The sequence below is a fragment of the Citrobacter sp. RHBSTW-00887 genome, assembly GCF_013728095.1.
Lineage (GTDB): Bacteria > Pseudomonadota > Gammaproteobacteria > Enterobacterales > Enterobacteriaceae > Citrobacter > Citrobacter braakii.
In genome coordinates this window covers 1,606,176-1,626,459 of sequence record NZ_CP056267.1, presented here as the reverse complement: position 1 = coordinate 1,626,459, position 20,284 = coordinate 1,606,176, and the positions used below count along the sequence as shown (strand labels likewise).

Below are 20,284 nucleotides of genomic sequence, written 5' to 3'. Positions count from 1 at the left end.
TTTATTATCCTTTGCAGGATATGAATTTCTTCCAGAAAATTATTTACGAAGCATCACTTCGATAAAGTCTTTCCAGTTCCCCAGTTCACGTTCAATCATAACAACCTCTCTTATTATTATGGGCATTCTACGAAATCATCATCATAAAAAGAAGATCATTTAACCAATGGTTGCGATTACATCCTCCAGTGTTCGGGGGTATATGTAATCACTATGCGCTAACCCCATAAATTTTATGTGACTTACTGCAATATTTTGAAATATTCATACATCATCTACGACTTTGGCAATTCTGATGGAAAAACAGGCTGATGCAAGCAGGCAAATTCTGATTTTCAGTTTCCCGTGGATTTTGGAACTTTCAGGAATCATTATTCACCATTCAACAACAATGTTATATTTTTCTATAACGGTTCGATGACAATATGTATTATTCATGCTTATAGGACACGAGAATAAATATTCAAATTACGTCAATAAGGATTCAAATGATCACCCTCTACGGCATTAAGAATTGCGATACGATTAAAAAAGCCAGACGCTGGCTGGAAGACAATGGGGTCGACTACCGCTTCCATGATTATCGCGTCGACGGCCTGGATAACGCGTTATTACACGCCTTTATCAGCGAATTAGGTTGGGAGGCGCTGCTCAATACACGTGGAACCACCTGGCGCAAACTGGATGAAGCCACACGTAACCAAATCACCGATGCGTCCTCTGCTGCTGCATTGATGATTGAAATGCCTGCAATTATCAAACGCCCATTGCTCTGCGCGCCGGGTAAGCCTATGCTGCTTGGCTTTAGTGAATCCAGTTATACGCAGTTTTTTAATGAGGTATAGTCTATGTCGTGCCCGGTTATTGAGCTGACACAGCAGCTTATTCGCCGTCCTTCCCTGAGCCCGGATGATGCCGGGTGCCAGGCGTTAATGATTGAACGCCTGCGCGCGGTAGGTTTTACCGTTGAGCGTATGGATTTTGGTGACACACAGAATTTTTGGGCATGGCGCGGCAAAGGTGAGACTCTGGCATTTGCCGGTCACACTGACGTAGTGCCTGTCGGCGATGTCGATCGCTGGATTAATCCACCGTTCGAACCGACTATTCGCGATGGCATGTTGTTCGGGCGTGGCGCAGCCGATATGAAAGGCTCACTGGCGGCAATGGTCGTGGCCGCAGAACGTTTTGTCGCCCAGCATCCGAACCATCAGGGTCGTCTGGCGTTTTTGATAACCTCTGACGAAGAGGCCAGCGCCCAAAACGGCACCGTAAAAGTGGTTGAAGCACTTATGGCACGCAATGAACGACTGGATTATTGTCTGGTTGGCGAGCCGTCCAGCACGGAAATCGTTGGCGACGTGGTGAAAAATGGGCGTCGTGGTTCACTGACCTGCAATCTGACCATTCACGGCGTGCAGGGCCACGTAGCCTACCCGCATCTGGCCGATAACCCGGTACACCGCGCGGCGCCAATGCTCAATGAACTGGTGGCGATTGAGTGGGATCAGGGCAACGAATTCTTCCCGGCGACCAGCATGCAGATTGCCAATATTCAGGCAGGAACCGGCAGCAACAATGTTATTCCCGGCGAACTGTTTATCCAGTTCAACTTCCGTTTCAGCACCGAATTAAACGATGAAATGATTAAGTCCCGGGTGCTGGAGCTGCTGGAGAAACATCAGCTGCGTTATACCGTCGACTGGTGGCTTTCCGGTCAGCCGTTCCTGACCGCACGCGGTAAACTGGTGGATGCGGTGGTGAACGCCATTGAGCACTATAATGAGATTAAACCGCAGTTACTGACTACAGGCGGGACGTCCGACGGGCGTTTTATTGCCCGCATGGGGGCACAGGTAGTAGAACTGGGGCCGGTCAACGCGACCATTCATAAAATTAATGAATGTGTTAATGCCGCCGACCTGCAGCTGCTTGCCCGTATGTATCAACGTATCATGGAGCAACTCGTCGCCTGATGAGTGTTCCTGTAAGAGGAAATGAGCATGGACTGGCTGGCAAAATACTGGTGGATTCTGGTGTTGGTGTTTCTGGTAGGCGTATTGCTGAACGTGATTAAAGATCTCAAGCGCGTCGACCACAAGAAATTTCTTGCCAATAAGCCGGAGCTTCCCCCGCATCGTGATTTTAACGATAAATGGGATGACGACGACGATTGGCCAAACAAGGATCAACCGAAGAAATAAGCCAACGCAGGCCGAATGGCGGTTTCACATCGCCATCCGGCCTGCGGGTTAAATCATCTCAATCACATCATCATCGTGAGGCTTACCGCCGCTCAGCGCTTCATCAAAGTAGTGCTTCGGTACGGTAAAACGCAGGTGGTCGAGCGCAAACTGCATACTGCGTTCATCAATGGCGTGCCCCAGATTTTCGACGATATCCAGCGTCACATCCCCACCGGCGCGTATTAACGCCTCCTGCGCGGCAACGGCATGAGATAACTCAATCACCCGGTCTTCACCGCCGTGAATCAAATGCACCGTCGTCGCGGTAGTTGCAACCTCCGGCAACGTGGCATAGCGACCATTAAAGGCGATGACCCGCGACGCCAGCCCTGCCTCGGCTTTAATACTCTCAAGCGACATAATCGAGCCCTGAGAAAAACCAATCAGCGCGGTCGCCTGAGGCGAAACGCCGCTTTGCTTCTGCCAGTAGCGAACGGTTTCGATAAAGACCGGCATAATCGCGTCAATACGCGCCTGGCGGTTCTCATCCGTTATCCCCTGTACAGAAAACCACTGACGCCCGGAAGTCGTACCATAAGGCTCTGCCCCGCCAATGCTGACGATTAGCGCATCCGGAAACAGCGGCGCAAACCAGGAGCCAATTTCGCCCATGGCAACCGGGTTATCGCCGACGCCATGAAACAGCAACAAGAGCTGTTGAGCGGGTTTATCGGGACTTTGAACAACAAAATGGTCATGTTTCATGGCGATCTCCTTAACTGATGAGAATCATTCTACGCCGCTTAACCGCAATGACCATGCCAGGAAATTGAAGAAGTTAGTGAAAAAATTGCCATTGCATAATGCGATTATGTAGCCGTTGTTCACGCTCAGCATCCAGCTGTTTTAAGGCCTGCGCCGCCTCGGCGCGCTGAACTGCCAACAGCGCTTTGCGACCCGATATTTTCAGCTGTTGGCACAATTCGGCATCGCTGCGTTGAGCCTGTATACGCCCGCGCAATGCCGGAAGAGGCAACTCGCTGCGCTCAAGCAAACGACTCAGACAACCTAATGATGTCAGTAATGGTCGATGCGCGAAGGCAAACCCAGCCAGCTCACCCCAGTCATCCTCATTAAGCGTAGTCTCTTTCAGCGGTACCAGCGGAATGCGCTCTGCGTTCCACTGAGCAAGAATCTCCGCATCCCGTCGCAGGCGCTGGTGCGCCCGCCAGGCAAGGCGTTTTCCTGCTTCGCTGATGGGCAGCACCGCCATAGCGGTATAACAGCCGCTGCTGGCTTCCCGATGATTGCCCATTCGTACCAGGACAAAACCGCAACGCTGCCAGAAACGCCATAATTCAGCCGTATAACCAAAGCTGACGGACAGATAGTCGCACTGCGTGCAATAGTGCCGGGCCTGCAGCATCAGCTGTTGCCCAATACCTTCTCTTTGACGTGCGGGATGAACCGCAATTCGACTGACCCGCCGCCCGACGAGCGTCGCTGCCAATGGGTCTCCGCCGTGCGCCGCCAGTGACTGCGCAACCAAATTTCCTCTTGGTCGGCGATATCCGGCCCAGACGGCCTGGCTTAATTCTGCGGATAATCCCCCCTCGTCGACCAGCCAGACGGCACCCGCCACCGAGTCAGCAGCCGAAGCCTGAAGAAAATGCTGACCCGGCGCGTCCATCATTCGCCGCAGATCCAGTGGCGAGGTGCGATAATGCGCACCGGAAAGTAGCTGATATACCGCTAACGGCAGCGCCGGGTTTGTCTGCCATGAGAGTTGATCAAATGCCGAGAAGTTAAGCTCCCCCAAGGGGGCATGCGCAAAGGTTTCGTCGTCAAACACCAGCGCATCGCTGACGATTTTCTCCAGCGGACATCCCTGCGCCCAGCGCACGGGTTGTTGCAACTCATAGCGTCGAAGATGGGGAAAGTGGGCGCAGAATTTCAGCAAAAAGCCTCTGCCGGTTCCCTCGTAGCCCTGTACGGTGGTGGTTAACAGCGTACGAGGGAAACGCGCAACCAGTTGGTGCAGCAGCGGCGCGGGGATCGCGGCGGCTTCATCCACAACCAGCCAGTCTGCGGTTGCAGAACTGCTTAACAGCGCATCGGGGGCCATAAAGCAGTATCGCTCTGCGGCAAATTGCGCCAGCACATCCGTTGCCGCTTTAGCAGGCGCGGTGACAATCGCGGTCCCGTTGATACGTGCTATCAATTGCCCTGCCAGAGCCGATTTACCCCGGCCACGTGCAGCTGTGACCGCAGCCACGCCGGGAGGCATATCCAGCAACTGGGTTAAAATCATCGCCTGTTCAGGCTGAGGGTCACCGGTTGCCGCGTGCCAGACTGCACGAACAGGAAAACGCGGGCTGGAAACTGCGTGATGCTGCTGCCAGTGCAGAGCCTGTCCGTCACGGGAAATCACCCGTTTGACATGTTCAACAAAGTGCGGCGTTGGGATAGGTTCACCACAGTCGCTCCAGCGCAGTGAATCCACGTCCGGATGCGTGTGCCAGGTATGCCAGGGGGGAGTCAGCAAAACCAGCCAGCTCCCGGCGATCAGCGTTCCGCTTAAGGCGGCAAACGCCGCAGCGTCAAATCCCTGCCCGGCGTCAAAAACCGCATGACGAAACTCGCGGCCTAATAACGTTTGCAGCGCCTGTGGCGTACAGTTCGGCTCAGCAGGGGCGGGTGCGCCCACCCATAACCAGTCGCCGGGTAACGTGTCGCGTAGCGCTAATGCCCGCTTCTGACACCAGTTCCCCTCGCCACTGATAATCAGCAGACGACGGATCCCTTCTTGGGCCATCTGTTCAGTTAACGCGCTCAGCGCCGTGTTATCAGACATCCCTGCCTCAGTAGCTTAAATGCCTTTACCAAAAGTATTACATTGTCCCGGATCGCCGCTGTCAAAACCGCGTTTGAACCAGCTAAGCCGCTGCTCAGAAGTGCCGTGGGTAAAGCTGTCTGGCACAACGCGTCCTTGTCCCTGCTGCTGCAGGCGATCGTCGCCAATGGCCTGAGCGGCGTTCAGCGCTTCTGCCAGGTCGCCGGACTCCAGCACGCCCTGCTGCTGCATACTGTTGCCCCAGACGCCGGCAAAGCAGTCCGCCTGCAGTTCCATACGTACGGAAAGACGGTTCACCTCAGCCTGTGAGGCATTCTGCTGCATCTGGCGAACTTTCGGTTCAATACCCAGCAGTTTCTGCACGTGGTGGCCCACTTCATGGGCGATAACATAGCCCTGAGCAAAATCACCATCGGCGCCCAGCTTGTTTTTCATGTCATCATAAAATGAGAGGTCGATATACACCGTACCATCCGCCGGGCAGTAAAACGGCCCCATCACGGACTGACCCGCGCCACAGCCGGTACGCGTCGCTCCGCGATACATTACCAGCTTCGGCTGTTGGTAGGTCCGGCCCATTTTTTCAAACTGCTGCCCCCAGGTATCTTCCGTGGTGGCCAGAATCACCGAGGTGAATTTTGCTGCTTCATCATCATTTGGGCTGATGGAGTGTGATGATTGCTGTTGGGAAACTGGCTGGCCGGTCATTAATCCGGTGAGATCCACGCCATAATATCCCGCCACCAGCACCACAATCAGCAGGATGATGCCGCCTTTACCACTAGGCAAACGAAAACCAGGGCCGCCTATAGAAGGGCCGCCACCGGAGCTATTTCGTCTGTCTTCCACATTGTCACTTTCACGACGCCCTTGCCAGCGCATAATCACCTCAACTTTTTATTCATTATGATGATGATCGTAGGCGGTTCGGAACAGGATTACCATAAGAAACAGTAATCAAAATCGGCGGGATTGATGAGCCGGAGAGCGATCGCCGGCTCAGGGGAGGATTAGTCTAACTTCACACCCAGACGATGCGCGACGGCTTCATAGGCTTCGATCAGGCCGCCCAGGCTCTGGCGGAAGCGATCTTTGTCCATTTTATCCAGCGTTTCTTTGTCCCACAGACGGCTGCCGTCCGGTGAGAACTCATCGCCCAGGACCACTTCACCTTTATACAAACCAAATTCAAGTTTGAAGTCGACCAGAATCAGACCGGCATCATCAAACATCTTTTTCAGCACGTCGTTGGCTTTGTAGGTCAGCTCTTTCATACGCGCCAGATTCTCTTTGCTCACCCAACCAAAAGTTTCGCAATAGGAATCGTTAATCATTGGATCGTGCATAGCATCGTTTTTCAGGAACAGATCAAACAGCGGCGGATTCAGTTCAATACCTTCCTCAACGCCTAAACGCTTAACCAGGGAGCCTGCTGCGCGGTTACGAACCACACATTCAACCGGTACCATCTCCAGTTTTTTCACCAGACATTCAGTATCGGAAAGCAGTCGCTCCATCTGGGTAGGAATGCCCGCTTCTTGCAGTTTAGTCATAATGAAATGGTTGAACTTGTTGTTCACCATGCCTTTACGGTCAAACTGTTCAATGCGCGCGCCATCCCCTGCTGACGTATCATTGCGGAATTCGAGCACCAACAGGTCCGGGTTTTCCGTGCTGTATACGGTCTTCGCTTTACCACGATACAACTCAGCTTGCTTTTGCATCTTTATTACTCCTGGGTGTGAATTAACGATAAATATTGCGTTTTTCTGCCGACGCACACGTTTGCGTATCATATCAGAAAAAAAGGGCTGGAGTTATCCAGCCCTTTATTTTTACTTACTGAACGCTGCCTGGAAGACGGCGACCAGCGCGTCGTTCTGGCTTTGCGTCAGGGTATGCCCCTTCGGATCGATAAACTGCAAGCTACTGCGGTTGTCTAAATCACCGACCTGCAGTTTATAGTCGCCGGATACCAGACCCGGATCGCTTGCGCCCAGCTCCTGCCAGTTGCTATCAGACAGTGGTTTGTAGGTCACGGCGATGCTGCCCTGAGAACGGGTGCTGTCGGTCACTTTCATCCCCACTTTCTCAAGCGCTGCCGGCAGACGTTGCCATACCACGTTGAACGGTCCACGTACCACCAGCATCGGTAAACCGGTGTCATCGGCAGCACTTTGAACATCCATGGTGGCGGCAGAGCGGTTCTGCGCGGCATTCGCGGCATCAGTGGCGTTCTTATCCAGACCTGCGGAGATAACGTTCATCATCTCAGCGCTGTAACGCTGCATTGATGCTGGATCAGCTACGGGTTTACCCGCCTGCTCGAGGTTAATCAGTTTCACCGTTACCGCTTGCTGATAACCCTGCGGTTTAACCGAGATTTGATAACGTCCACGGTACTGCTCGTCTTCATCCAGACGGTTCCAGTTAACCCAGTCGGTGGTCAACGTCTGGCTGGCATCATCACGTTTGGTGATCGTGTAGTTTTTAGACTGAATGACGCTAACGACCTGTGGCCACAGCGTGTTGCCACGACCATTTTCCACCAGCAATGTCGACGTATCACCCGCGATCTGAGTGCGAGCACCGGTGACTAATGCTAACGGCTGAGCCGGCGGGCGAATGTCCAGCGCTTTACCAACGGCACCGCTGCCGTTGGTGACTGGGATATTATAGTCACCCGACATAACCGGCAGAATCATCCCAGCTGGAGCGTGAAGCTCAGCAAGCGGTGCGGCCTCCAGATAGGATTCATCACCGCTCACCTGGCGCTTATAACGCGAGTCAGAACTACAGGCCGCGAGCAACATAACAAGCGAAACACCCGCAACCTTGGCCAGGCGCGACTTTTGTACTGAGTAAGCCATCAAATCTCCCTAAACTTTACAGCAAACCGGCATGCTTAAGCGCCGCTTTGACGATTTCACGAGCATTATCCGTGATTGGCGTCATCGGCAGACGTAGCGTATCGGTCGCCACAAGTCCCAACTCCTTACACGCCCATTTCACTGGGATAGGATTGGGTTCGACAAATAGTTTGTTGTGTAACGGCATCAGACGCTGGTTAATCACCCGCGCCTCGGCAAAGTTCCCGGCTGCCGCCAGTTTGCACATTTCGGCCATATCGCGTGCCGCAACGTTAGACGTCACGGAAATCACGCCATGACCACCGAGCTGCATAAAATCCAATCCGGTCGCGTCATCACCGCTGAGCAGAATAAAGTCGTCTGAAACCAGCTCTTTGATCTGGTGAACGCGACTTAAGTTCCCCGTGGCCTCTTTAATAGCGATAATATTTTTTACTTTCGCCAGGCGACCAACGGTTTCCGGCAACATATCGCAGCCGGTACGGGACGGTACATTATACAGAATTTGCGGCAGGTCAGTATGTTCAGCGATGGCTTTGAAATGCTGGAACAAACCTTCCTGGGTTGGGCGGTTGTAGTAAGGCGTCACCGTCAGGCAGCCGACAACACCACTGTCGTTGAAACGCTGCGTCAGACTAATGGCTTCCGCGGTCGCATTAGCGCCGGTTCCGGCAATCACCGGAATACGCCCGTCGGCCAGCTCCAGGGTCATCATCACCACATCGCCATGTTCATCATGACTCAGGGTGGCAGACTCACCGGTGGTGCCAACCGAAACGATCGCCGAGGTGCCGCTGGCGACATGATAATCAATCAGTTTTTTCAGGCTCGACCGGCAGACTTTACCTTTCTCATCCATCGGCGTAACAAGCGCGACAATACTTCCCGTGAACATGGGCCATCCTCTGTGCAAACAAGTGTCTCAATGGTACGTTTGGTACGACAATAAAAGCAAGCGACCAGAGCCGTTCTGATTGTTGTATGCATGTTTTTTTTATGCTTTCCTTATGATTACCTCACCGCTCAAAGGAAGAACAGGTTTGACATCGTCATCGCAACACTATCTGGTCATTACTGCGCTGGGTGCTGACCGCCCGGGAATTGTGAACACCATCACACGTCATGTCAGCAGTTGCGGCTGTAATATCGAAGACAGCCGACTGGCCATGCTGGGTGACGAGTTCACGTTTATCATGTTGCTGTCGGGCACCTGGAATGCCATTACCCTAATTGAATCAACCTTGCCGTTGAAAGGTGCAGAGCTGGATTTACTGATTGTGATGAAGCGCACGACCGCACGCCCCCGTCCGGCGATGCCCGCTACGGTATGGGTGCAGGTCGATGTTCCTGATTCTCCGCATTTGATTGAACGCTTTACCGCCCTGTTTGACAGCCACCAAATGAATATTGCGGAACTGGTTTCACGCACGCAACCGGCTGAGAACGAAAAGGCGGCACAGCTGTTTATTCAAATTACCGCACATAGTCCTGCGTCACATGATTCGGCAAATATTGAAGATGCGTTTAAAGCACTCTGTACAGAACTCAATGCGCAAGGCAGTATTAACGTCGTCAATTACTCACAGCATGATGAACAGGATGGAGTTAAGTAATGAACCCACTGAAAGCCGGTGATATCGCACCGAAATTTAGCTTGCCGGATCAAGACGGAGAACAAGTAAATTTAACCGACTTCCAGGGACAGCGTGTTCTGGTTTATTTTTACCCGAAAGCCATGACACCCGGCTGTACCGTACAGGCCTGCGGCCTGCGCGATAACATGGATGAGTTAAAAAAAGCAGGTGTTGAAGTGCTGGGAATCAGCACCGATAAACCAGAGAAGCTTTCCCGATTCGCGGAGAAAGAAGTCCTTAACTTCACGCTCCTGTCCGACGAAGATCACCAGGTTTGCGAGCAGTTCGGCGTCTGGGGTGAGAAGTCATTTATGGGCAAAACCTATGATGGCATCCACCGCATCAGCTTCCTGATTGATGCTGAAGGGAAAATTGAGCATGTGTTTGATGACTTCAAAACCAGCAACCACCACGACGTGGTAATGAACTGGCTGAAAGAGAACGCCTGATTTACATTTTGCCGGATAGCGCCTGATGGTGACGCCACGCGTCTTATCAGGCCGCCATCCGCATAACTCCGTAGCCGGATAAGGCGTTTACGCCGCCATCCGGCATCAACGTCGTTTATTCAAACGTCCCTTTTACACAGGCTTTTTTCTCTCTGACGACGGCTTTTCCCTTCGCCCACAGGTGATGAACTTCAAGCGCATCATTGAGCACCAGAATGTCGGCATCGCATCCCACCGCCAGACGCCCTTTATGTTCCAGTCCCAAAAATTCTGCGACCGTTCGCGTCAGCGGACACAGCGCCAGTTCCAGCGGTATGGCATGAACCTTCACCAACTGGCGCACTGTTTCAGCCAGTGATTCAAACCCTGCGACACCGATGCCGGTAAGATTACCGTAGTCATCAAATTCCGGCTGGCTACCGTTGCCATCCGAACTCAAGGTAATACGCGACAGCGGCACGTTCTGGCGTAGCGCCGTGGCGATAGCCGTGGCCGGGTCGACGGGTTCATCAATGCTGCTGGTAATGTCGATATAACCGCCTTTGCGGGCATACTCCAGCGCCGACTGAAACAACGGTTCCGCACGATTGACGTGTGTGGGCAGCAGCTTGGTAATCGGTACATCGCAACTTTCGAGGATCTGGTACAACGGCTCCAGCATGCGCGGGCTGTCGCCCATATGGAAGACGCTAATCCCCGGCTTGCGCCCTAACAATCCGCCAACGCGCGACTGCGCCGCCATGTTTGCCAGCGCCGAGGTGTCCGGGGCTGAAGAACGATGGTCCGAAACAGCACATTTCACGCCAATGATTTTATCGATCAGCGCCACATCGCGATCGATACTGCCGGTGATGGTCGGGGAAGGCAGAGAATACGCCCCGGTCAGCATCCATGCGCTGATGCCTTCAAATTCCAGCGCGCGGGTTTTCGCCAGCAGCGATTCAGGGTGACGGGTAATACCATCTGTCCCCAGCAATCCCACCACCGAGGTGACGCCAGCTTCAACCAGCCGCGACAAGCGCACTTCCGGCGTGCGGGTGTGCGGCCCCGCTTCTCCGCCGCCACCAATCAGATGGACGTGTTGATCGATAAATCCTGGGCACACAATCGCACCGTCAAGATTGATACACTCGCAGCCAGGAAAATCGTCAGGGGAAATCGACGGCGCGATGGCAACAATTTTGCTGCCAGACACCAGTATATCCTGGCGTCCTAAATCTTCCGGCGCGTACACGTGTCCCTGCTGGAACAACGTCAAATTAAGAATGGAACAGTTCATAACCTTCCTTGTCAGGCAATAACCTGCATAACCCAAATAGAGAGCAGCGCATTAATTACGCATACCGCAATAATAAGCGGGTAATAACGGGGATGGACCCCCGCGGTACCCAGACAGCGTCCCACATTTTGCACCGGATTGCCCATCAGGTAGATAGCCGGTAACAGCACCGTAGCATCATGTCCCGAAAGCGTACCGGCGACAACCAGGCTGGCGCAAACACCGACGCCGCCTCCCATACTCATCACCGCCGCCAGCAGTACGGTAGCAGATTCCCCCGGCAGTCCGCACAGCGCCATTACCGGCTCACATACCCGCCCGACAATCTCGAGCAGTCCCGTCACCTTCAGCGCCTGAATAATCACAAACGCCATTACCACGTTAGGCAACAGGCTGGTTGTTGCAATAGTGAATCCGCGCCGTGCGCCATCGATAAACATATCCATGACGTTTTTACGTACTTGCGTTGTCATCTCACGCCTCCTGCTGCGTACGGCGATTTTCCAGCTGCGCAATCCACAAACGCAGCAGGTTCGCACCCACAAATTTGAAGACAAGGATCACCGCCAGCGGCGTAATCACCGGAACGGTAACCATCGTAAACAGCGCAGCACCCGAGGAAAAATAGTTGGTAATACACGCACTGCCGCTGGTTTGCCAGCAGGCAAAAATGGCACGTTCCTGTTCAGTGATAATGCCCTCTTCCGCCATTTCTTTAGTCATCCCTGCCGCAGCATCGGTATTTTGCAAATTCGCAATCAGCGCCAGCGAACAAATACCCGGAATACCGAGTAACGGGCGCAGGACTGGCGTCATCAGTTGCTGCGCCGCACGCAACCCTCCCAGCCCTTCGGTGACGGAAATTATCCCGAGTGAAAGAATGACGGAAGGCGCCAGCTCAAGCGCGAATAAGAAGCCGTCTTTTGCGCCCATACCGCCCGAGCCGCGAAAAGAGACCGCCGTGTCCCCCGCCGCATTAATCTGCCCAAACGCACCGTTGAGAACGGTGAAATCAAAGACTCGCCACCATTCGGTACTTTTCGCAAACATGCCGGAAAAAAGAATAATCGTAATAAAAAAAGCGAGATATCCGCCCCATCCCACCTTCTGCTGCGTGTGTGTGTTGTGACCCATTTTGTTCTCCTGTTGGCCTTATTCCTTGCGTGACTTAAAGACATCACGCGGGTCAAGTTAAAGACAAACGCAGAGAAAAACGACACCAGAGGAGATTATTCAGAATGTGTGGATAGAGGTCAGACAAGTTCGGTTCCGGCGACATTGCATCGCCGGAGCAAACAGATTAGGGTTCATCAACGACCTGACCATCCGGCCAGGCATGCATTACCGCTTTGATTAACGTCGCCAGAGGAATCGCAAAGAATACGCCCCAGAATCCCCACAGGCCGCCGAATATCACCACTGAGAGAATAATCACCAGCGGATGCAGATTTACCGCCTCGGAGAACAGCACCGGCACCAGCAAATTACCGTCCAGCGCCTGGATTATCAGGTATACGGCAAAACAGCTCCAGAACTCGGTGCCAAGCCCGAACTGGAACAATGCCACACCGACCACCGGAATAGTGACCACGAAAGCGCCGATATACGGGATCAGCACGGAGAAGCCTACCAGCACCGCCAGCAGCAGCGAATAGTTGAGGCCAAACAGCAGGAAGCCGAGCCAGGTCGCCACGCCGACCACCACCATTTCCAGCACCTTGCCGCGGATATAGTTGGTGATTTGCTGGTTCATCTCTTTCCACACCTGCCCCGCCAGTCCGCGATTACGCGGCAGCACCCGACGCACAGCGTTCAGCATTTGTCCTTTATCTTTGATCAGGAAGAACACCATCAACGGGACGAGAATCAGATACACCGCCAGCGTCAGCAATCCGACCAGTGAAGCTAGCGAATATTTCACCACCGAATCGCCCATGGTGAGCATTCGCGAGCGCATATTCTCCGCCATCGCATCAATAATGCCCGCATCCATCAGCGCCGGATAACGCCGCGGTAAGGTGGCGGCAAAATCAGACAATTTATTGAGCATGCCGGGCATATCGCGGATCAGGTAGATCCCCTGTTGCCATGCAACGGGCATTACCACAAACGCCATCAGCAGCAAAATACCGACAAACACCACCAAAACAATCGATGTCGCCCAACGCCGTGAACAACCAATATGTTCCAGCCGTACTGTCGGCCATTCGAGCAGGTACGCCAGCACAATGGCGACCAGCAGCGGCGCCAAAAGACCGCTAAAAAAGAACAGGATGCCAAAACCGGCAACCAGAATAATCAGCAAGGCGATGGCTTCGGGGTCGCTAAAGCGGCGGCGATACCATTGCATCAACATTTCGAGCATAAAACCCTTCCATGAATCCAATAGCGGGATTGCGATCCCGAATTGTATCGAAATGTCACAAAAAAGACTTCGCTTTTTATAGCGGATTACGCAAAGTGAAAAGACATTTTTCCTGGGTGTTCATCGTCAGGTTTCGCAGTTACACTCCCTAAGCTTGCGGAGTGTGAACGATACTTCACGGCATTGGTCAAATGGCTATCTCAAAAAAGAATACAGGACAGAGGTTATGTTCAGGCAGTTGAAAAAAAACCTGGTTGCTACCCTCATTGCTGCACTGACCATCGGTCAGGTTGCGCCCGCATTTGCAGAAACCGCGGACACCCTGCCTGATATGGGAACCTCGGCAGGGAGTACGCTTTCCATAGGACAGGAAATGCAGATGGGCGATTATTATGTACGCCAACTGCGCGGCAGTGCGCCATTAATTAACGATCCGTTGCTGACGCAATACATTAATGCGCTGGGGATGCGTCTGGTCTCGCACGCCGACTCGGTAAAAACGCCCTTCACCTTCTTTTTGATTAACAACGATGAAATCAACGCCTTTGCTTTCTTTGGCGGCAACGTTGTTTTGCACTCCGCACTGTTCCGCTATTCCGATAACGAAAGCCAACTGGCATCGGTTATGGCGCACGAAATTTCCCACGTTACGCAGCGTCACCTGGCGCGCGCAATGGAAGACCAGAAACGCAGCGCGCCGCTAACGTGGGTGGGTGCGTTAGGGTCAATTTTATTGGCGATGGCCAGCCCGCAAGCAGGTATGGCGGCGCTGACCGGTACGCTGGCGGGTACACGTCAGGGGATGATTAGCTTTACGCAGCAAAACGAACAGGAAGCAGACCGCATAGGTATTCAGGTACTGCAACGCTCGGGATTCGATCCCCAGGCCATGCCGACGTTTCTGGAAAAATTGCTCGATCAGGCCCGTTACTCTTCGCGTCCACCAGAAATTTTGCTGACTCACCCCCTGCCAGAAAGCCGTCTGTCGGATGCCCGTAACCGCGCCAACCAAATGCGTCCGGCTGTCGTCCAGTCTTCAGAAGATTTTTATCTGGCCAAGGCACGCACCTTAGGCATGTACAACTCTGGTCGCAACCAGCTGACCGATGACCTGCTGAGTAACTGGTCGAAAGGCAACATACGTGAGCAACGTGCGGCGCAGTATGGCCGGGCATTGCAGGCAATGGAGGCCAGTAAATATGACGAGGCACGTAAAGCACTGCAACCGCTGCTGGCGGCAGATGCTAACAATGCCTGGTATCTCGACCTGGCAACGGATATCGATCTCGGCCAGAAGAAAACCAGCGATGCCATTAATCGGTTGAAAAACGCCCGCGACCTGCGCACCAACCCGGTACTGCAGCTCAACCTGGCAAATGCGTATTTACAGGCCGGGCAAGCCAAAGAGGCAGCGACCATCCTGAATCGCTATACGTTTAACCATAAGAACGACCCTAACGGCTGGGATCTGTTAGCGCAAACGGAAGCCAACCTGAACAACCGCGATCAGGAGCTGGCGGCCCGCGCGGAAGGGTATGCCCTCGCAGGACGTCTGGATCAGGCGATTTCGATGCTCAGCAGCGCAAGCTCACAGGTCAAGCTGGGTAGCCAGCAGCAGGCCAGATACGATGCCCGTATCGACCAGCTACGCCAACTGCAAGAGCGCTTTAAACCGTATACGAAAATGTAATTATCGAACCCTTGCCGGATGGCGATATGTAGGCCGGATAAGGCCTTTGGTCGCCATCCGGCAGGATTGTTATGCAAGGAGAAGTCATGTCAGACGCGATTAAAATCTACCATAACCCACGCTGCTCCAAGAGCCGTGAAACGCTGGAGTTACTGAAGTCCAACGGCGTGGACCCGGAAGTGGTGTTGTATCTGGAAACCCCGGCTGACGCCACAACCCTGCGTGAATTGTTGCAGATGCTGGGCATGTCCAGCGCGCGCGAGCTGATGCGCCAGAAAGAAGATCTCTATAAGTCACTTAATCTGGCGGACGTAAATCTGAGTGAAGATGCGCTGATTCAGGCAATGGTGGAAAACCCGAAATTGATGGAGCGCCCGATTGTGGTTGCCAAAGGCCAGGCGAGAATTGGACGCCCGCCGGAGCAGGTACTGGAAATCATCGGTTAACCTGAAACCTGCCGCAGTCTCTTCGGCTGCGGCGCTTACAGCTTCAGTATCTCTTTTACGAATGGAATGGTCAGCTTACGCTGGGCGGTGATCGATGCATGATCAAGCTGATCCAACGTCATAAACAGCGTACGCATTTCTCGATCCAGACGCTTGAGCAGGAAGCGTCCCACATCTTCCGGCAGTTCAAACCCACGAAGTCTGGCGCGTAATTGCAACGCCTGCAGCTTATCTTCATCGGAAAGCGGCTGCAGCTTGTAGATTTGTCCCCAGTCCAGGCGCGAGGCGAGATCCGGCAACCCCAGATTCAGCTGTCTTGGCGGGCGATCGCCGGTGATCAGCAGACGCGTTTTCCCCGACTCCAGGATGCGGTTGTAGAGATCAAAGATCGCCATTTCCCACAGCGAATCCCCGGCCACACATTCGATGTTATCGATGCATACCAGCGATAAATGCTCCATACCGTCGAGCACCTCGGGGACGAACCAGGTACGCTTGTCGAGCGGCACATAGCCTACCGCATCGCCGCGCGCGGACAGTTCCGCACAAGCTGCATGCAGCAAATGACTACGGCCAGCGCCTTCACGCGACCAGAGATAAATATACCCGCTATGGTCCTGACGCAGCACGTTTTGCAGTGCAGCCAGTAAAGAGGAGTTATCCCCCGGCCAGAAACTTGCGAAAGTTTCGTCGTCAGGAAGATAAAGTGGCAAAGAGAGCTGTGCCGGTGTGTTCAGAGATACCTCAACCCAGGATTTCATAAAATCGCGTTGAGTTTAACACAGAAATACGTCGTGATAGAACCGGGCAGCATCGCCACCCGGTAAGAGATTTACTGTTGCGGACTGTCGGCATCTTCCGCGTCAAGCACGACTTCTTCCGGACGCAGCAGGCTGATAACTTTGAAAATCAGGCTCAGACAAACGCCAACAATGGTCGCCAGCGCCATGCCTTTCAGCTCAGCGGCACCAATGTGAACTTTCGCACCACTCACGCCGATGATCAAAATAACCGAGGTCAGGATCAGGTTTTGCGCCTTGTTGTAATCAACTTTTGACTCGATCAGTACGCGAATACCGGAAGCACCAATCACGCCGTACAGCAGCAGCGATACGCCCCCCATGACCGGCAGCGGAATGATTTGGATCGCCGCCGCCAGTTTGCCAACGCAGGAGAGCAGAATGGCAAAAATTGCCGCGCCGCCGATAACCCAGGTACTGTAAACACGAGTAATCGCCATTACGCCAATGTTTTCGCCGTACGTGGTGTTCGGCGTAGAGCCGAAGAAACCAGAGATAACCGTAGACAGGCCGTTGGCAAACATAGAACGATGCAGGCCAGGATCGCGAATCAAATCTTTTTTCACGATATTCGCCGTTACCACCAGGTGTCCAACGTGTTCAGCGATGACCACCAGCGCCGCCGGCAGGATGGTCAGAATGGCAACCCATTCAAAGCGCGGCGTGTAGAACGTTGGCAGAGCAAACCAGTGGGCCTGCGCAATCGGCGTGGTGTCCACGACCCCCATCACGAAGGAGAGCGCGTAGCCGGCCAGCACCCCAATCAGAATCGGGATAATCGCCATAAAACCGCGGAACAGTACAGAGCCAAATACCGTAACCGCCAGCGTCACCATTGAGATGATGATGGTTTTTGAATCCGGTAATTGTCCCTCTGCTGGCAGTAACCCCGCCATGCCCGCAGCGACGCCAGCTAGCTCCAGACCGATGACGGCAACGATTGCGCCCATCGCCGCAGGAGGGAACATGACATCCAGCCAGCCGGTTCCTGCTTTCTTAACGATGAAAGAAACCAGGCAGAACAGAACGCCGCACATAATGAAACCACCCAGCGCCACTTCATATCCTAACGGCAGCAACAGCAGTACCGGGGAAATAAATGCGAAGCTGGAACCCAGATACGCAGGAATTTTACCTTTACAGATAAAGAGATACAGCAACGTACCAATGCCGTTAAACAGCAGAACGGTAGCCGGGTTGATGTGGAACAGGACTGGCACCAGTACCGTTGCGCCAAACATGGCGAACAGGTGCTGCAAACTAAGCGGGATTGTCTGTAAAAGCGGCGGTCTTTCACTCACCCCGATAGCACGGCGCGTCATAGTGTTTTCCTCTGAGTGTTGTTTGTTATTAGCCTTGGGTTGTTATATTCAAAAAAAAGCCGACTCTTAAAGTCGGCTTCTTTTCACTTATTCGTTTACTTGGTACCAAAAATCTTATCGCCGGCATCGCCGAGCCCCGGAATAATGTATCCGTGCTCGTTCAACCCCTGATCGATGGAGGCCGTGTACAGCTCAACATCCGGGTGCGCTTTTTCCAGTGCCGCGATACCTTCCGGTGCCGCAACCAGGACCAGCACTTTAATGCTGGTGCAGCCTGCATTTTTCAGCAGGTCGATGGTGGCGATAACGGAACCGCCGGTTGCCAGCATCGGGTCAACGATCAGCGCCATACGCTCATCGATGTTAGATACCAGCTTCTGGAAGTACGGAACCGGCTCCAGCGTTTCTTCGTTACGGTACATACCAACCACGCTGATACGCGCGCTCGGAACGTTTTCCAGTACGCCTTCCATCATGCCCAGGCCCGCACGCAGGATTGGCACAACGGTGATTTTTTTACCTTTGATTTGGTCAACTTCAACCGGACCGTTCCAGCCTTCAATGGTCACCTTTTCGGTTTCCAGACCAGCGGTTGCTTCATAAGTCAGCAGGCTGCCAACTTCCGAGGCGAGTTCACGAAAGCGTTTAGTGCTGATGTCGTTTTCACGCATCAGTCCCAGCTTGTGTTTGACGAGTGGGTGTTTGACTTCCACGATCTTCATACTCTTCTCCTTTCCTCAGACGAGTGGCAACCACAAAAAAAAATCGCCGGATTATACCGCTTTTCGTCTCTGGCGCAACACTGGATACGCTTGATATGGATCAACCAAAGTCGTTTGCGTCTGGATGATGAGTATAAAACAAGCCCCGCATTATTGGCGGGGCTGGCTGTCAATACTATGAATTTTATAGATATTCAGCATTGGTCTGGATAACGTTTTGATACCATGAAAAAGATTTCTTCGGCGAGCGTGCTAACGTTCCGCTTCCGTCATTATTTTTATCAACATAGATAAAGCCGTAGCGTTTTTTCATCTCCCCCGTCCCGGCTGAGACTAAGTCAATACAACCCCACGGGGTATAACCCATCAGGTCCACACCATCTTCCACTACCGCTTTTTTCATTTCGCTGATATGTGCGGCCATATAGTCAATACGATAGGAATCATCTACCGAGCCGTCGGCCTGCTGCACGTCAATCGCACCAAAGCCGTTTTCGACGATAAACAGCGGCAGTTGGTAATGATCCCAGAACCAGTTCAGCGAATAGCGCAGACCGACGGGATCAATCTGCCAGCCCCAGTCCGATTTCTGCACGTACGGGTTGGAAACCAGACTTTTCGACTCGTCGTAGTCCAGCTGTGGGTTGTCTGCCGTGGCCTGCGTTGCGAAAGACATATAGTAGCTAAAGCCGATGTAATCGACACAACCCTCAGTCAGCGCCTGACGGTCTTCCTCAGTGATATCAAGATCAAAGCCACGCCGGGCAAAGTAGTTGAGAAGATGCCGCGGGTATTTGCCGCGCACATGGACATCGGTAAACCAATAACGCCGGTGCATGGCGTTCATCGCCATCATCATATCGTCCGGCGCGCAGGTCAGTGGATAGATAGGACACATGGCAATCATGCACCCTATCTGCAATGCCGGGTTAATCTCACGCGCAGCCTTTACCGCCAGCGCGCTTGCCACCAGTTCATAGTGCGCCGCCTGGTACATAACCGGCTCGCGGTCTTCACCGGGCTGATATTTCAGGCCAGAGTTAGTAAAAGGTGCGAAGTCTTCGTGATAATTTGCCTGGTTGTTAATTTCATTAAACGTCATCCAGTACTTCACTTTGTGCTGGTAACGGGTAAAAACCACTGCGGCAAAACGGACAAAGAAATCGATAAGTTTGCGGTTGCGCCAGCCGCCATATTGCGTCACCAGATGGTATGGCATCTCGAAATGCGACAACGTAATCACCGGTTCAATGCCATATTTCAGGCATTCGTCAAACAGGTCATCATAGAACTGCAGGCCAGCCTCATTGGGTTGCGCTTCGTCGCCTAAGGGGAAAATACGCGTCCAGGCAATCGAAGTGCGAAAACATTTAAACCCCATTTCGGCAAACAGTTTAATGTCGTCTTTATAGCGGTGATAAAAATCGATGGCGTCGTGGTTAGGGTAGTTTTTACCAGCAATCACACCGTCAGTGATTTCACGCGCCACGCCATGCGCCCCCGCCGTCATGACATCGGCAACGCTAATTCCTTTTCCACCTTCCTGCCAGCCACCTTCCAGTTGATGAGCGGCTACGGCACCACCCCACATGAAATCTGCTTTAAATCCTGACATACCCTTCCCCTCTCGTGATTACTCTGTGCAAAACGCTGTTGATGAAGTCCGC

22 protein-coding genes are annotated in these 20,284 nt (G+C 53.1%); 7 read left to right on the top strand and 15 right to left on the bottom strand.

Translation table 11 applies throughout. The features are described 5' to 3' along the window. Positions 1 to 39: 39 nt before the first annotated feature. Positions 40 to 99, bottom strand: a complete 60-nt coding sequence (ypfM, locus tag HV314_RS07710; RefSeq protein ID WP_001386977.1) for a protein YpfM — start codon at positions 97 to 99, stop codon at positions 40 to 42. A 389-nt stretch (positions 100 to 488) separates the two neighbouring features. Between ypfM and HV314_RS07705 the strand changes: the two genes are divergently transcribed. Genes HV314_RS07705 through HV314_RS07695 form a run of 3 tightly spaced genes read left to right on the top strand, consistent with a single transcriptional unit; the run spans position 489 to position 2,204 of the window. Then, a complete protein-coding gene (locus HV314_RS07705; RefSeq protein WP_016153966.1) occupies positions 489 to 845 on the top strand; it encodes an ArsC family reductase in 357 nt (118 codons plus the stop codon). A gap of 3 nt (positions 846 to 848) precedes the next feature. Further along, positions 849 to 1,976 (top strand): succinyl-diaminopimelate desuccinylase, encoded by a 1,128-nt coding sequence (dapE, locus tag HV314_RS07700; RefSeq protein WP_016153967.1) that lies wholly within the window; start codon positions 849 to 851, stop codon positions 1,974 to 1,976. A 27-nt stretch (positions 1,977 to 2,003) separates the two neighbouring features. Beyond that, positions 2,004 to 2,204 carry a YpfN family protein gene (locus tag HV314_RS07695; RefSeq protein WP_003835080.1) on the top strand — a complete coding sequence of 67 codons (201 nt, stop codon included), beginning with the start codon at positions 2,004 to 2,006 and terminating at the stop codon, positions 2,202 to 2,204. A gap of 48 nt (positions 2,205 to 2,252) precedes the next feature. On the opposite strand, the gene ypfH is transcribed toward HV314_RS07695, so the two are convergent. The 6 genes from ypfH to dapA all read right to left on the bottom strand — a co-directional run bounded on the left by ypfH (position 2,253) and on the right by dapA (position 8,805). Next, positions 2,253 to 2,951 (bottom strand): esterase, encoded by a 699-nt coding sequence (gene ypfH, locus HV314_RS07690; RefSeq protein WP_181547781.1) that lies wholly within the window; start codon positions 2,949 to 2,951, stop codon positions 2,253 to 2,255. Positions 2,952 to 3,024: 73 nt separating this feature from the next. Next, positions 3,025 to 5,040: a tRNA(Met) cytidine acetyltransferase TmcA gene (locus tag HV314_RS07685; protein WP_181547779.1), complete on the bottom strand. Its 2,016-nt coding sequence runs from the start codon at positions 5,038 to 5,040 to the stop codon at positions 3,025 to 3,027. A 15-nt stretch (positions 5,041 to 5,055) separates the two neighbouring features. After that, positions 5,056 to 5,922 carry a KPN_02809 family neutral zinc metallopeptidase gene (ypfJ, locus tag HV314_RS07680; protein ID WP_016153970.1) on the bottom strand — a complete coding sequence of 289 codons (867 nt, stop codon included), beginning with the start codon at positions 5,920 to 5,922 and terminating at the stop codon, positions 5,056 to 5,058. 128 nt (positions 5,923 to 6,050) lie between these two features. Next, positions 6,051 to 6,764: a phosphoribosylaminoimidazolesuccinocarboxamide synthase gene (gene purC / locus HV314_RS07675; protein WP_003835086.1), complete on the bottom strand. Its 714-nt coding sequence runs from the start codon at positions 6,762 to 6,764 to the stop codon at positions 6,051 to 6,053. 111 nt (positions 6,765 to 6,875) lie between these two features. Beyond that, entirely contained in the window at positions 6,876 to 7,910 is a 1,035-nt protein-coding gene (gene bamC / locus HV314_RS07670) for an outer membrane protein assembly factor BamC (protein WP_016153971.1), read from the bottom strand. Between the two features lie 16 nt (positions 7,911 to 7,926). Further along, on the bottom strand, positions 7,927 to 8,805 hold the full coding sequence (gene dapA, locus HV314_RS07665; protein WP_016153972.1) for a 4-hydroxy-tetrahydrodipicolinate synthase: 879 nt from the start codon (positions 8,803 to 8,805) through the stop codon (positions 7,927 to 7,929). A gap of 145 nt (positions 8,806 to 8,950) precedes the next feature. Between dapA and HV314_RS07660 the strand changes: the two genes are divergently transcribed. Both HV314_RS07660 and bcp read left to right on the top strand, forming a co-directional pair. Next, positions 8,951 to 9,523 (top strand): glycine cleavage system transcriptional repressor, encoded by a 573-nt coding sequence (locus HV314_RS07660; protein WP_019077363.1) that lies wholly within the window; start codon positions 8,951 to 8,953, stop codon positions 9,521 to 9,523. Next, a complete protein-coding gene (gene bcp, locus HV314_RS07655) occupies positions 9,523 to 9,993 on the top strand; it encodes a thioredoxin-dependent thiol peroxidase (RefSeq protein ID WP_003835095.1) in 471 nt (156 codons plus the stop codon). Before HV314_RS07660 ends, bcp begins: the two co-directional genes overlap by 1 nt. A 115-nt stretch (positions 9,994 to 10,108) precedes the next feature. Here bcp and iadA read toward each other — a convergent pair whose 3' ends face one another. The 4 genes from iadA to HV314_RS07635 all read right to left on the bottom strand — a co-directional run bounded on the left by iadA (position 10,109) and on the right by HV314_RS07635 (position 13,637). Next, positions 10,109 to 11,272 (bottom strand): beta-aspartyl-peptidase, encoded by a 1,164-nt coding sequence (gene iadA / locus HV314_RS07650; protein ID WP_181547777.1) that lies wholly within the window; start codon positions 11,270 to 11,272, stop codon positions 10,109 to 10,111. Positions 11,273 to 11,283: 11 nt separating this feature from the next. Next, on the bottom strand, positions 11,284 to 11,745 hold the full coding sequence (locus HV314_RS07645) for a YjiG family protein (RefSeq protein WP_181547775.1): 462 nt from the start codon (positions 11,743 to 11,745) through the stop codon (positions 11,284 to 11,286). 1 nt (position 11,746) lies between these two features. Continuing rightward, entirely contained in the window at positions 11,747 to 12,406 is a 660-nt protein-coding gene (locus tag HV314_RS07640) for a nucleoside recognition domain-containing protein (RefSeq protein ID WP_181547774.1), read from the bottom strand. A gap of 166 nt (positions 12,407 to 12,572) precedes the next feature. Next, positions 12,573 to 13,637, bottom strand: coding sequence for an AI-2E family transporter (locus tag HV314_RS07635; RefSeq protein ID WP_016153975.1), 1,065 nt, complete (start codon positions 13,635 to 13,637; stop codon positions 12,573 to 12,575). Positions 13,638 to 13,863: 226 nt separating this feature from the next. Here HV314_RS07635 and bepA point away from each other — a divergent pair, with 226 nt between their 5' ends. Beyond that, positions 13,864 to 15,327, top strand: a complete 1,464-nt coding sequence (bepA, locus tag HV314_RS07630) for a beta-barrel assembly-enhancing protease (RefSeq protein WP_047501595.1) — start codon at positions 13,864 to 13,866, stop codon at positions 15,325 to 15,327. An 86-nt stretch (positions 15,328 to 15,413) separates the two neighbouring features. Next, positions 15,414 to 15,773: an arsenate reductase (glutaredoxin) gene (gene arsC, locus HV314_RS07625; RefSeq protein ID WP_046275209.1), complete on the top strand. Its 360-nt coding sequence runs from the start codon at positions 15,414 to 15,416 to the stop codon at positions 15,771 to 15,773. 35 nt (positions 15,774 to 15,808) lie between these two features. Here arsC and HV314_RS07620 read toward each other — a convergent pair whose 3' ends face one another. The 4 genes from HV314_RS07620 to HV314_RS07605 form a co-directional block, all read right to left on the bottom strand. Further along, positions 15,809 to 16,510: a DnaA inactivator Hda gene (locus HV314_RS07620; RefSeq protein WP_200049399.1), complete on the bottom strand. Its 702-nt coding sequence runs from the start codon at positions 16,508 to 16,510 to the stop codon at positions 15,809 to 15,811. A 95-nt stretch (positions 16,511 to 16,605) separates the two neighbouring features. Beyond that, complete coding sequence (gene uraA, locus HV314_RS07615; protein ID WP_016157119.1) at positions 16,606 to 17,895, bottom strand: uracil permease; 1,290 nt, start codon at positions 17,893 to 17,895, stop codon at positions 16,606 to 16,608. A gap of 95 nt (positions 17,896 to 17,990) precedes the next feature. Next, complete coding sequence (upp, locus tag HV314_RS07610) at positions 17,991 to 18,617, bottom strand: uracil phosphoribosyltransferase (RefSeq protein ID WP_003835110.1); 627 nt, start codon at positions 18,615 to 18,617, stop codon at positions 17,991 to 17,993. Between the two features lie 184 nt (positions 18,618 to 18,801). Further along, on the bottom strand, positions 18,802 to 20,232 hold the full coding sequence (locus HV314_RS07605) for a 6-phospho-beta-glucosidase (protein ID WP_109018231.1): 1,431 nt from the start codon (positions 20,230 to 20,232) through the stop codon (positions 18,802 to 18,804). Positions 20,233 to 20,284 lie beyond the last annotated feature (52 nt).